The sequence below is a fragment of the Thermus sp. H19.2 genome (assembly GCF_054979525.1).
Genome location: NZ_CM143429.1, coordinates 698501 through 711030 on the forward strand (window position 1 = coordinate 698501; position 12530 = coordinate 711030).

Below are 12530 nucleotides of genomic sequence, written 5' to 3' on the forward strand. Positions count from 1 at the left end.
AGGCCTGTGAGCCGCGTGGAGCGCCTACCCAACGGCCTGGTGGTGGCCCTGGAGGAGCGGGACTTTCCCGGGGTCGCCTTCCAGCTTCTGGTCCCCGCCGGGGCGGTGAACGACCCCGAGGGGATGGAGGGGGCGGCCGCCCTCCTCGAGGGGTGGCTCTGGAAGGGGGCGGGGGACCTGGACACCAGGGCCCTGGCCCAGGCCCTGGACGCCCTGGGGGTGCGGCGGAGTAGCGGGGCGGGCCTGGAGTACACCGCCTTCACCGCCGCCTTCCTCCCCGAGGTCCTGGAGGAGGTCTTCCGCCTCTACGCCCTCCTCCTCACGAGGCCCCGCCTTCCCGAGGAGGGCCTGGAGGCGGTCCGGTCCGTGGCCCTGCAGGCCCTCCTCTCCCTGGAGGACCAGCCCGCGAGGAAGCTCCTTTCTGAGCTTCGCCGCCAGGTCTTCCGCTCCCCCCACGGGCGCGAGCCCGTGGGCCGGGAGGAGGACCTTAAGGGGGCAAGGGCCGAGGCCCTGAAGGCGGACTACCGGAGGCGCTACACCCCCAAGGGGGCCATCCTCGCCGTGGCGGGAGGGGTGTCCTGGGAGAGGCTTCGCGCCGCCCTCGAGCCCTTCCTCGCCTGGGAGGGGGAGGAGGCCTTTTACCCCGCCCCGGAGCTCTCCGAGCCCCACCGCTTCGTCCTCAGGAGGCCCACGGCCCAGGTGCAGATCGGCCTCGCCTACCCCGACGTGGGCCCCGAGGACCCGGGCTTCTACGCCGCGAGGCTCGCCCTGGAGGTCCTCTCCGGGGGGATGTCTAGCCGCCTTTTCACCGAGGTGCGGGAGAAAAGGGGCCTGGTCTACGCCGTTTCGGCCTTCCCCGCCGGGGTCAAGGGCCGGGGCCTCCTCATGGCCTACGCCGGGACCACCAAGGAGCGGGCGAAGACCACCCTGGGGGTGATGCTCGCCGAAATGGAGCGCTTGGCCGAGGGGGTCACGGAGGAGGAGCTTTCCCGGGCCAAGGTGGGCCTGAAGACCGCCCTGGTGATGGCGGACGAGTCCGTTAGGAGCCGCGCCGCCTCCATGGCCCGGGACCTCTACATGCTGGGGAGGGTGCGCTCCCTTTCCGAGATTGAGGCCGCCATTGAGGGGACGAGCCTCGAGGCGGTGAACGCCTTCCTAAAGGCCCACCCCTACCGGGACCCCTGGGTGGGGCTTTTGGGGGAGGTGGAGGATGTTTAGGGAAGCCGAGCTCAGAAACGGCCTACGGGTCATCGCCGAGGTGGTCCCGGGGGCGCGGAGCGTGGCCCTGGGCTACTTCGTGAAAACGGGGGCCCGGGACGAGGCGAGGGAGGAGAGCGGGGTGAGCCACTTCCTGGAGCACATGGTCTTCAAGGGCCCCGAGGACATGGACGCCCTCGCTGTGAACCGGGCCTTTGACCGGATGGGGGCCCAGTACAACGCCTTCACCTCCGAGGAGGCCACGGTCTACTACGGGGCGGTGCTTCCCGAGTTCGCCTACGACCTCCTCGGCCTCTTCTCCAAGCTCATGCGCCCCGCCCTCCGGGAGGAGGACTTCCAGACGGAAAAGCAGGTGATCCTGGAGGAGATCGCCCGCTACCAGGACCGCCCGGGCTTCATGGCTTATGAATGGGCCCGCGCCCGCTTCTTCGGGGGCCACCCCTTGGGGAACAGCGTCCTGGGGACGCGGGAGAGCATCGCCGCCCTCACCCAGGAGGGAATGGCGGCCTACCACAGGAGGCGCTACCTGCCTAAGAACATGGTCCTCGCCGCCACAGGGCGGGTGGACTTTGACCGCCTCCTCGCCGAGGCCGAGCGCCTCACCGAGGCCTGGCCTGAGGGCGAGGCGGAAAGAGCCTACCCGCCCTTAGTGCCCGCCTTCGGGGTGGAGGAGCGCCCCTACGAGAAGGCCCGGGCCCTCTACCTGGTGGCCCTCTTTCCCGGCTTTGCCTACCAGGAGGAGGCCCGCTTCCCCGGCCAGGTCCTCGCCCACCTCCTGGGGGAGGAGGGCTCGGGAAGGCTCCACTTCGCCCTGGTGGACAAGGGCCTGGCGGAAGCGGCCTCCGTCGGGCACGAGGAGGCCGACCAGGCGGGGTTCTTCCACGCCTACGTCCAGGCGGACCCCGCCCACAAGGAGGCGGTGCTTTCTGCCCTCCGGGAGGAGCTTGACCGCCTCCACAAGGAGGGGGTCACGGAGGAGGAGGTGGAGAGGGCCAAGACCCCCCTCGCCACGGGCCTCGTCTTCGCCGGGGAGACCCCCATGCAGCGGCTTTTCCACCTGGGGATGGAGTACCTCTACACCGGCCGCTACCTTTCCCTGGAGGAGGTGAAGGCCAGGGTCCAGAGGGTTTCGGCGCGGGAGGTGAACGGCCTTTTGGAGCGGGGCTTCCTGGAAAAGGGGCTTTACTACCTGGTCCTTCCCCATGGAGCCTAAGGCCCTAGGGGCGGCCCTCCTCACCGTCCTCTTCTGGGCGAGCGCCTTCGCCGGGATCCGGGCGGGGCTTGTGGGCCTAAGTCCCGGCCACCTCGTCCTCCTCCGCTTCCTGGTGGCGGGGGCCGTCCTCCTCCTCTACGCCCTCTTGCGGGGGCTTCCTCCCCCGAGGCGGGAGGACCTTCCCCGCCTCTTCCTCCTGGGGTTCTTGGGCATCACCCTCTACCACGCCGCCTTGGTCTACGGGGAGCTTACGGTGAGCGCGGGGGCGGCGAGCCTGCTCATCGCCACGGGGCCCGTCTTCACCGCCCTCCTCTCCCACCTCTTCCTGGGGGAAAGGCTCGGGAGGCGGGGGGTCTTGGGCTTCGGCCTCGCCTTCTTGGGCTCCGCCCTCATCGCCTTCGGGGAGGGGGGTGGGGTGGGGCTTAGCCCCGGGGCCCTCCTCGTCCTCCTCGCCGCCCTCTCCACTTCTTTTTACTTCGTCCTGCAAAAGCCCCTCTTCGGCCGCTACAAGAGCGAGGAGATGACCGTCTACACCCTGCTTCTCGGCACCCTGCCCCTCCTCGTCTTCCTCCCGGGGCTTCCCGAGGCCATGGGGACGGCGCCGAGGCCCGCACTCCTCTCCGCGTTTTACCTCGGGGTCTTCCCCGGGGCCTTGGCCTACCTCACCTGGACCTACGCCCTCTCCCGCACCCCGGCCTCCCGCCTCTCCTCCTTCCTCTACCTCTCCCCGGTCCTGGCCCTCCTCATCGCCTACCTCTGGCTCGGGGAGGTGCCCTCCCCCCTCTCCCTCCTGGGCGGGGGGGTTGCCCTCCTCGGGGTCCTCCTGGTGAACCTCAGGGCGTAGAATGGGCCGGGGTGAAGGCCATGGAGGTCAAGCGGATCGGCGTGGTGGGCGCGGGGCAGATGGGAAGCGGCATCGCCCAGGTGGCGGCGAACGCCGGCTACCAGGTGGTCCTGGTGGACGTGGCGGAAAGTTTCCTGGAAAGGGGCCTCGCCGCCATAAGGCGCTCTTTGGTCAAGTTCCTGGAGAAGGGAAAGATCACCCAGGAGGCCTACGAAGAGGCCCTGGGGCGGATCTGGACGAGCCTGAGCCTCGAGGACCTCAAAGACGCCGACCTCATCGTGGAGGCCATCGTGGAGGACGAGGGAGAGAAGCGGAGGCTCTTTGAGCGCCTGGGGGCCCTGGCCAAGCCCGAGGCCATCCTCGCGAGCAACACCAGCTCCATCCCCATCACCGCCCTCGCCCGCTACTCGGGGCGTCCGGAGCGCTTCATCGGCATGCACTTCTTCAACCCCGTGCCCCTCATGAAGCTCGTGGAGGTGATCCGGGGGGAGCTCACCTCCGAGGCCACCCGGGACACCGTGGTGGAGGTGGCGAGGCGCATGGGGAAGACCCCCCTGGAGGTCCAGGACTACCCCGGCTTCGTCTCCAACCGCCTCCTCATGCCCATGATCAACGAGGCCATGGAGGCCCTGCGGGAAGGGGTGGCCACCAAGGAGGCCATTGACGGCATCATGCGCCTGGGGATGAACCACCCCATGGGGCCCCTGGAGCTCGCCGACTTCATCGGCCTGGACACCTGCCTGGCCATCATGGAGGTCCTCCACCGGGGCTTCGGGGACGACAAGTACCGGCCCTCCCCCCTCCTTCGCCGCATGGTGCAGGCGGGGCTTTTGGGCCGCAAGGTGGGCCGGGGCTTTTACACTTACGACGAGAAGGGAAACAAGGTGGGCTGAGGACCCCGCGCGGGGGCCCCGAAAGCGCTTCGCTCTGGAAACTCTTCCAAGCCCCGGGGGTATACTGGGGCCATGGAGCTTCCCCGCGCCTATGGCCTCCTCCTCCACCCCACGAGCCTCCCCGGTCCCTACGGCGTGGGCGTCCTGGGGGAGGAGGCCCGGGACTTCCTCCGCTTCCTGCGGGAGGCGGGGGGACGGTACTGGCAGGTCCTCCCCCTGGGCCCCACGGGCTATGGCGACTCCCCTTACCAGTCCTTCAGCGCCTTCGCCGGGAACCCCTACCTCGTAGACCTGAGGCCCCTTGCGGAGCGGGGCTACCTGCGCCTCGAGGACCCCGGCTTCCCCCAGGGCCGGGTGGACTACGGCCTCCTCTACGCCTGGAAGTGGCCCGCCCTGAAGGAGGCCTTCCGGGGCTTCCGGGAGAAGGCCCCCCCGGAGGAGCGGGAAGACTTCGCCCGCTTCCAGGCGGAGGAGGCTTACTGGTTGGGGGACTACGCCCTCTTCATGGCCCTCAAAGGCCGGCATGGGGGGCTTCCCTGGAACCGGTGGCCCCTCCCCCTGAGGAAGCGGGAGGCGAAGGCCCTAAAGGAGGCGGAGGAGGCCTTGGCGGAGGAGGTGGCCTTCCACGCCTTCACCCAGTGGCTCTTCTTCCGCCAGTGGGGGGCCCTGAAGGCGGAGGCCGAGGCTTTGGGCCTCAGGATCATCGGGGACATGCCCATCTTCGTGGCCGAGGACTCCGCCGAGGTCTGGGCCCATCCCGAGTGGTTTCACCTGGACGAGGAGGGCCGCCCCACGGTGGTGGCCGGGGTGCCCCCCGACTACTTCTCGGAAACTGGCCAGCGCTGGGGTAACCCCCTTTACCGCTGGGACGTTCTGGAGCAGGAGGGATTCTCCTTCTGGATCCGCCGCCTGGAAAAAGCCCTGGAGCTATTCCACTTAGTGCGCATAGACCACTTCCGCGGCTTTGAGGCCTACTGGGAGATCCCCGCCAGTTGCCCCACGGCGGTGGAGGGGCGCTGGGTCAAGGCCCCGGGGGAGAAGCTCTTCCAGAAGATCCAGGAGTTCTTCGGCGAGGTGCCCATCCTGGCTGAGGACCTGGGGGTCATCACCCCCGAGGTGGAGGCCCTGCGCGACCGCTTCGGCCTTCCCGGGATGAAGGTGTTGCAGTTCGCCTTTGACGACGGGATGGAAAACCCCTTCCTCCCCCACAACTACCCCGCCCACGGCCGGGTGGTGGTTTACACCGGCACCCACGACAACGACACCACCCTGGGCTGGTACCGCACGGCCACCCCCCACGAAAGGGCCTTCCTGGAGCGTTACCTGGCGGACTGGGGGATTTTCTTCCAGGAGGAGGCGGAGGTGCCCTGGGCCCTGATGCGCCTGGGGATGGCCTCCGTGGCCCGGCTTGCCGTCTACCCGGTGCAGGACGTCCTCTCCTTGGGCAGCGAGGCCCGGATGAACTACCCGGGAAGGCCCTCGGGGAACTGGGCCTGGCGGCTCCTTCCGGGAGGGCTTACCCCGGAGCACGGGAAGAGGCTCAGGGCCATGGCCGAGGCCACGGGCCGGATATGATACCACCCCATGCTGGCGCAAGCCAGCATGGGGGCCCCGGTCAAAAAGGCCCGCAGGGCTTCCGTACTTGGGCTTAGGCGAAGGATTCACGCCAAAGGGGTACGAGCCCCCCGAAGGGGGCTCGGAAGGGTTCTGGGCCCTAGCCCAGGGCCTTTTTCACCAGCTCCACGATCTCGTCAATGGTGTCGGCCACGGGGATGCCCGCCTCGGCGAAGGCCTTAAGCTTGGACTCCGGCGTGCCCACGTTGCCCATGATGATGGCTCCGGCGTGGCCCATGCGCTTTCCCTTGGGGGCGGAGCGGCCCCCGATGAAGCCCACCACGGGCTTCTTCATGTGGTCCTTCACCCACGCCGCCGCCTCCTCCTCGTCGGAGCCGCCGATCTCCCCGATGAGCACCACGGCCTCGGTCTCCGGGTCCTCGTTGAAGAGGGGAAGGAGGTCCTTGAAGGTGGTGCCGATGACGGGGTCGCCCCCTATCCCTACGGTGGTGGTGGTGCCGAGCCCCGCTTGGGAGAGGGCGGCCGCGGCCTCGTAGGTGAGGGTGCCGGAGCGGCTGATGAGGCCCACCTTTCCCCGCTTGAAGACGTGGCCCGGCATGATGCCGATCTTGGTCTCCTCGGCGCTGATGATCCCCGGGCAGTTCCCTCCGATGAGGCGGGAGCCCAGGGCCTTGATCTCCTCCACGGCCCGCACCATGTCCAGGGTGGGGATGCCCTCGGTGATGAGGACGACGAGGGGGATCCCGGCGTGGGCGGCTTCCAGGGCGGCGTCCGCCGCCATGGGGGCGGGCACGAAGATGATGGAGGCGTCCACCTCGTGGTTCGCCACCGCCTCCTTCACCGTGTCGTACACCGGCACCCCCAGGACCTCACTCCCTCCCTTGCCCGGGGTGACCCCGGCCACGATCTTGGTGCCGTAGGAAAGCATCTGCTGGGTGTGGAACTGCCCTTCCCGGCCGGTGATGCCCTGGACCAGGACCCGGGTCTCGCGGTTCACCAGGATCACGCCGCACCTCCCACCATGGCCACGATGGCCTTGGCCGCCTCGAGGGACGTGGGGTACATGTAGATGGGCTTCCCCTCCAAAAGCTTCTTGGCCTCCTCCTCGGCGGTGCCCGCCACCCGCATCACCACGGGCTTGGTGAGGAGGCCCTCCTCCAGGGCGCGGATCACCCCCTTGGCCACCTCGTCCGCCCGGGTGATGCCCCCGAAGATGTTGATGAAGACCCCCTTGACGTCAGGGTCCTTGAGGACGACCTTGAGGGCGTTGTAAACCACCTCCGCCTTGGCCCCGCCGCCGATGTCCAGGAAGTTGGCGGGCCTGCCCCCTACCCGGTTCACCAGGTCCAGGGTGTACATCACGAGGCCCGCCCCGTTGCCGATGATGCCGATGTTGCCGTCAAGCTTCACGTAAGCGAAGCCGTAGTTGCTGGCCTCCACCTCCAGGGGGTGCTCGGCCTCCACCTCCCTGAGCTCGGCGAGGTCGGGGTGGCGGAAGAGGGCGTTGTCGTCCAGGACGATCTTGGCGTCGGCGGCGACGATTTGGCCGTCCGTGGTCACCACCAGGGGGTTGATCTCGGCGATGGAGGCGTCCACGCCCTCGTAGGCCCGGTAGAGGGCCACCAGGACCTGGGCGAGCTTGTTGAGGTTGCCTTCAAGCCCCGCCCGCTTCGCCATCTCCCGGGCCTCAAAGGGGCGGAACCCCTTGTGGGGGTCAATCCAGAACTTGTGGATGGCCTCAGGGTTTCTGGCGGCCACCTCCTCGATGTCCACGCCCCCCTCCTTGGAGAGCATGAGGACCACCCGCTTCTTGGCGCGGTCCAGGATGAGGCCCGCGTAGTACTCCTTGGCGATGTCCACCGCCTCGGCCACCAGGACCTTCTTCACGGTGAGGCCCTTGATGTTCATCCCCAGGATGGCCTGGGCCTTTTCGTAGGCCTCCTGGGGGGTGTCGGCGAGCTTCACTCCCCCCGCCTTGCCTCTCCCCCCCACGTGCACCTGGGCCTTGATGACCACCCGCTTGCCGAACTCCTCGGCGATTCTCTTCGCCTCGTCCGGGGTGTAGGCCACCTTGCCGGGCGGCACGGGCACCCCGTAGCGGGCCAGGATCTCCTTGGCTTGATACTCGTGCAGGTTCAAGCTCCACCTCCTTGGCCGGCCAAGGCCAGGAGGCATTATACCTTCAGGCCTCTGCGGCGGGCCGGGCGAAGAAGAGGCGGCCCACCTGGGTCTGGATGGCCTGGGTGATGACCACCTCCACCTCCTGGCCCCGGTAGCGGATGCCCCCGTCCACCACCACCATGGAGCCGTCCTCCAGGTAGCCCACCCCCTGGTGGGGCTCCTTGCCCTCCTTGAGGATGTGGAGCCTCAGGGTGTCCCCCACCTGGAGCTGGGGGCGAAGGGCCTGGGCCAGGGCCTGGACCGACAGGGCCTTCACCCCGTAGATCCGAGCCATCTGCAAAAGGGCGAGGTCGTTGCTGACCAGGGCCGCCCCCAGGTCCCGGGCCAGGAAGAGGAGCTTCTCGTCCACGCTCTCCCCCTTTGGGGCTTCCTCCACCACCTCCAGGGGGAGGTGCTCCTTCAGCCTCTCCAGGGCCTCGAGGCCCCGCCTTCCCTTGGCCCGCTTCAGGGCGTCGGGGCTGTCGGCGAAGTGCTGGAGCTCCTTCAGGACGAAGTGGGGCACGTAGAGGGGGCCTTCCAAGAAACCCGTGGCCGCCACCTCGGCGAGGCGCCCGTCCACCAGGACGCTGGTGTCCAGCACCTTGCCCCCCTGGGGGCGGCGTTCCCTTTGGGGGGGGCGGAGGTACTCCTTGTACCCCAGGGCCAGGTAGGCGAAGAGGCCTACCAGGAAGAGGGCCAGAAGGAGGCTGTGGTAGGGGCTGAAGCCCGGCACCTGGGAAAGGAGGCTGGTGAGGAGCACGGTGAGGAGGAGGCCCAGGGTGGCCCCCAGGGTGAGGGCCACCGGCACCTCGGGGGGGAGGGCCCGCAGGCGGGCCAGGCGCCTCTCCAGGAAGGCCTCCAGCCGGGGGGCCAGGAGGACCCCGCTCAGGAAGCCCGCCGTAGCCAGATAGAGGCGGTTCAGGGAGAGGAAGCCGGCGGAGCGGGGGAGGAGGCCCAGGCCCTCCAGGGCCACCGCCCCCTGGTAGCCCACAAGGGCGAAGAGGAGGTAGAGGAAAAGACGCCCGTTCATCCCAGGTACCGCTCCACCGCTTCCCCCAGGCTTCGGGTGTTGCCGGGGTGCAGGAAGCGGGCGAAGCCCGCCCGCTCCCCCTCCCGAAGCCGCCTCTCCAGTCCGGTGACGCTCCGCACCTCTCCCAGAAGCCCTACCTCCCCCACGGCCGCCAGGTCCTGGGGCAGGGGCCTTCCCACCACCGCAGAATACACCGCCAGGGCCACGGCCAGGTCCAGCCCGGGGTCCAAGACCTTAAGCCCCCCGGCCAGGTTCACGTAGACGTCCAGGTTGGCCAGGGGCAGGCCAAGCCGCCTTTCCAGCACCGCCAGGACCATGTCCACCCGCCTGGCCTCCAGCCCCTGGACCACCCGGCGGGGGGCGGGGAAGGGAGTCTTGGCGGCCAGGGCCTGGACCTCGAGGGCCAAAGCCCGTTCCCCCGCCAGGGCCAGGGCGATGGCGCTCCCCGGCACCCCCAAAGGCCTCTCCAGGAGGAAGGCCTCCGAGGGGTTTTTCACCTCCAGCAGCCCCTCCTCCTCCATGCGGAAGACCCCGAGCTCCCCCACGGGGCCGAAGCGGTTCTTGGCGCTCCTTAAGACCCGGTAGACCCCAGCGGTCTCCAGGTAGAGGGTGGCGTCCACGGCGTGCTCCACGCTCTTGGGCCCCGCCACCACCCCCTCCTTGGTCACGTGCCCCACCAGGACCACCGCGGCCCCGCTTTCCTTGGCGAAGCGCACGAAGGCGGAGGTGGCCTCACGCACCGCCACCAGGCTCCCGGGGCTTCCTCCGGCCTCTATGGTCTGGATGGAGTCCACAAAGAGGGCCTCGGGGGGCTCCCGCTCCAGGAGGTGGAGGAGGGGTTCCAACCGGGTCTCCCGGAGGAGGAGGAGGTCCTTCACCCCAAGGCGCCGGGCCCGCAGCTTGATCTGGGCCGGGGACTCCTCTCCCGCCAGGTAGTAGACCCGCTCCGGCATGGCCTTGGCCATCTCCAGGAGGAGGGTGCTCTTGCCCACCCCGGGCTCCCCCCCCAGGAGGACCACCTCCCCCGGCACGAACCCCCCGCCCAGCACCCGATCCACCTCGGAAAGCCCCGAGGAGAAGCGGCGCTCCTCCCTTTCGTCCACCTGGGAGAGGGGCAGGAGGGTGGCCGGGCTTCCTGGCCTCTCCTTGCGGGGGGGGTCCGGAAGGGCCTCCTGGAAGCTTCCCCAGGCCCCGCACCCCGGGCACCGTCCCAGAGGCTTCGGGGTGCGGTAGCCGCACTCCACGCAGACGTAGCTGGCCTTCTCCTGCCTCCTCACGCCGGGGGGTGCTTCACACCAGGAACTCCTCCACCTCGTGGAAGGCCAGGTGCCCGTCCTCCACGTTCACGTAGAGGCGGCCCGCCGGCTTCTTGAGGAGGGCCAGGGAAAGGGGGTCCTCGATGCGCTCGCGGATGACCCCCCGGATGGCCCGGGCGCTCCCCGTCTTGGGGGCCTGCTCCACCACGAAGCGGGCCACCTCGGGAGCGAAGACCACCTCTATATCCCGGCCCTTCAACTCCCTTTGGATCTCCTCCAGCATGAGCCGGGCCACCTGGACCAGCTCCTCCTCGGTGAGGGGGCGGAAGCGGATCACCTCGTCCAGGCGGTCCAAGAACTCCGGGGTGAAGAGGGCCTTCAAGGGGGACTCGGTGTCCACCTCCTTGGAGGTGAAGCCGATGGCCGGCCCCACGTTGTAGCCGGTGTTGGAGGTCATGATGAGGATCACCCGGCGGAAGTCCACGGTGCGCCCCATGCCGTCGGTGAGGCGGCCCTCGTCCAGGACCTGGAGGAAGGTGTTGTAGATGTCGGGGTGGGCCTTCTCGATCTCGTCCAGGAGGACCACGCTGAAGGGTTGCCGCCGCACGGCCTCGGTGAGGCGGCCCCCCTGCTCGTAGCCCACGTACCCCGGTGGGGCGCCGATGAGCTTGGAGATGGAGTGAGGCTCCTGGAACTCGGACATGTCAAAGCGGATGAGGGCCCTCTCCGAGCCGAAGAGGACCTCGGCCAGGGCCTTGGCCAGCTGGGTCTTGCCTACCCCGCTTTGGCCCACGAAGAGGAAGCTCGCCGCCACCCGCGTCCTCCCCCCGAGGCCCACCCGGGCCCGGCGGAGGGCGCTGGCCAGGGCGCGGATGGCCTCCTCCTGGCCCACCACCCGCTTCCTCAGCTCCTCCTCCAGGTGCATGAGCTTCTGGTCGTCCTTGTCGTCCACGTAGACCCCGCCCCAGGAGTCCACCACCGCCTCGATGTCCTCCCGGGTGACGATGGGGGTGCCGTCCTCCTCCTCGGCCACGGGGAGGCCCAGGGAGGCGTTCAGGCGCACCCTCGAGGCCGCCTCGTCGATGAGGTCGATGGCCTTGTCGGGGAAGTTGCGCCCGGGAAGGGAGCGGATACCGATCTTTACGGAAAGCTCCAGGATCTCGTCGGGGATGATCACCCCGTGGTGGGCCTCGTAGCGGGGGCGGAGGCCTTTTAGGATCTCCAGCGTCTCCTCCGGGGAGGGCTCGAGGACGATCACCGGTTGGAAGCGCCTCTCCAGGGCGGCGTCCTTCTCTATGTAGCGGTGGTACTCCCCGGTGGTGGTGGCCCCGATGACCTGGATCTCCCCCCGGGCCAGGGCGGGCTTCAGGATGTTGGCGGCGTCCAGGGTGCCCTCCGCCCCGCCCGCCCCGATCAGGGTGTGGAGCTCGTCGATGAAGGCGATGACCTTGGCGTTTTTGAGCTCCTCGATGATCTGGCGCAGGCGCTCTTCAAACTCGCCGCGGTACTTGGTCCCCGCCACCACCCCGGCCAGGTCGATGGCCACCACCCGGGCCCCCTTGAGGATGGGGGGGACCCGGCCCTCCACGATGGCCTGGGCCAGGCCTTCCACGATGGCCGTCTTGCCCACCCCGGGATCGCCGATGAGCACGGGGTTGTTCTTGGTGCGGCGGGCCAGGATCTGGATCACCCGGTTGATCTCCTCCTGTCTGCCGATCACCGGGTCCAGCCTCCCCTCCCGGGCCTCCTTGGTGAGGTCGCGGCCGTACTCGTCCAGGAAGGGGGTGTTCACCGGCTTTTCCCGCTCGCGCCCCTCGGCCATGGAGAGGATGCGCCAACGGATGGCGTCCACGTCCTTGGCGAAGTGGCTGAGGATGCGGTAGGCGATCCCGTCCCCCTCGCGGATGATGCCCAGGAGGATGTGCTCGGTGCCGATGACGGGGGCCCCCATGTTGCGGGCCTCGGCGCTGGCCAGCTCCATCACCCGCCGGGCCCTAGGGGTGATGGCGGGGGGTTCCCCGGTGCGGCTTCCCTCACCCCGCCCCACCAGCTCCTCCACCATGCGGCGCATGGCCTCGAGGCTCGCCCCGTACTCCTGGAGGATGCGGGCCGCCGTGCCCCCCTCGCGCATCAGGCCCAGGAGGAGGTGCTCTGGGCCGATCATGGAGTGGCCTAAACGGCTCCCCTCCTCCCTTGCGTAGTGAAAAACCAGCCTGGCGCGATCGTCGTACCTGTTCATGCTCCCCTCTACCTCACATTCTAGCCTAACCCCCCTCCCCTTGGGGGTTTGCGCCCGGGCTCACCTTGGCCCCTTGGGCATGCGTCCTTCCTCCAGGCCCAG

General features: G+C 69.0%; 10 protein-coding genes. 5 read left to right on the forward strand and 5 right to left on the reverse strand.

The genetic code is table 11. The annotated features are described in order from the left end of the window. Positions 1-6: 6 nt before the first annotated feature. From ACY5J6_RS03830 to malQ, 5 genes are all read left to right on the forward strand, one after another. Positions 7-1218, forward strand: a complete 1212-nt coding sequence (locus tag ACY5J6_RS03830) for a M16 family metallopeptidase (RefSeq protein ID WP_462846033.1) — start codon at positions 7-9, stop codon at positions 1216-1218. Beyond that, complete coding sequence (locus ACY5J6_RS03835; protein ID WP_462846034.1) at positions 1211-2431, forward strand: M16 family metallopeptidase; 1221 nt, start codon at positions 1211-1213, stop codon at positions 2429-2431. The genes ACY5J6_RS03830 and ACY5J6_RS03835 overlap by 8 nt, the downstream gene beginning before the upstream one ends. Continuing rightward, positions 2421-3275, forward strand: coding sequence for a DMT family transporter (locus ACY5J6_RS03840; protein WP_462846035.1), 855 nt, complete (start codon positions 2421-2423; stop codon positions 3273-3275). The genes ACY5J6_RS03835 and ACY5J6_RS03840 overlap by 11 nt, the downstream gene beginning before the upstream one ends. Before the next feature lie 20 nt (positions 3276-3295). After that, positions 3296-4168: a 3-hydroxyacyl-CoA dehydrogenase family protein gene (locus tag ACY5J6_RS03845; protein ID WP_462846489.1), complete on the forward strand. Its 873-nt coding sequence runs from the start codon at positions 3296-3298 to the stop codon at positions 4166-4168. A gap of 72 nt (positions 4169-4240) precedes the next feature. After that, positions 4241-5743 carry a 4-alpha-glucanotransferase gene (malQ, locus tag ACY5J6_RS03850; protein ID WP_462846036.1) on the forward strand — a complete coding sequence of 501 codons (1503 nt, stop codon included), beginning with the start codon at positions 4241-4243 and terminating at the stop codon, positions 5741-5743. A gap of 139 nt (positions 5744-5882) precedes the next feature. Here malQ and sucD read toward each other — a convergent pair whose 3' ends face one another. Genes sucD through ACY5J6_RS03875 form a run of 5 tightly spaced genes read right to left on the reverse strand, consistent with a single transcriptional unit; the run spans position 5883 to position 12428 of the window. Beyond that, a complete protein-coding gene (sucD, locus tag ACY5J6_RS03855) occupies positions 5883-6749 on the reverse strand; it encodes a succinate--CoA ligase subunit alpha (RefSeq protein WP_462846037.1) in 867 nt (288 codons plus the stop codon). Further along, complete coding sequence (gene sucC / locus ACY5J6_RS03860) at positions 6746-7882, reverse strand: ADP-forming succinate--CoA ligase subunit beta (RefSeq protein WP_462846038.1); 1137 nt, start codon at positions 7880-7882, stop codon at positions 6746-6748. Before sucC ends, sucD begins: the two co-directional genes overlap by 4 nt. A 43-nt stretch (positions 7883-7925) precedes the next feature. Next, the gene (locus ACY5J6_RS03865; RefSeq protein ID WP_462846039.1) at positions 7926-8933 is read right to left on the reverse strand and encodes a PIN domain-containing protein; all 1008 of its coding nucleotides are present in this window, start codon (positions 8931-8933) and stop codon (positions 7926-7928) included. Beyond that, positions 8930-10210 (reverse strand): DNA repair protein RadA, encoded by a 1281-nt coding sequence (gene radA, locus ACY5J6_RS03870; protein WP_462846040.1) that lies wholly within the window; start codon positions 10208-10210, stop codon positions 8930-8932. Before radA ends, ACY5J6_RS03865 begins: the two co-directional genes overlap by 4 nt. A 13-nt stretch (positions 10211-10223) precedes the next feature. After that, positions 10224-12428, reverse strand: a complete 2205-nt coding sequence (locus ACY5J6_RS03875) for an ATP-dependent Clp protease ATP-binding subunit (RefSeq protein ID WP_462846041.1) — start codon at positions 12426-12428, stop codon at positions 10224-10226. Positions 12429-12530: the final 102 nt, after the last annotated feature.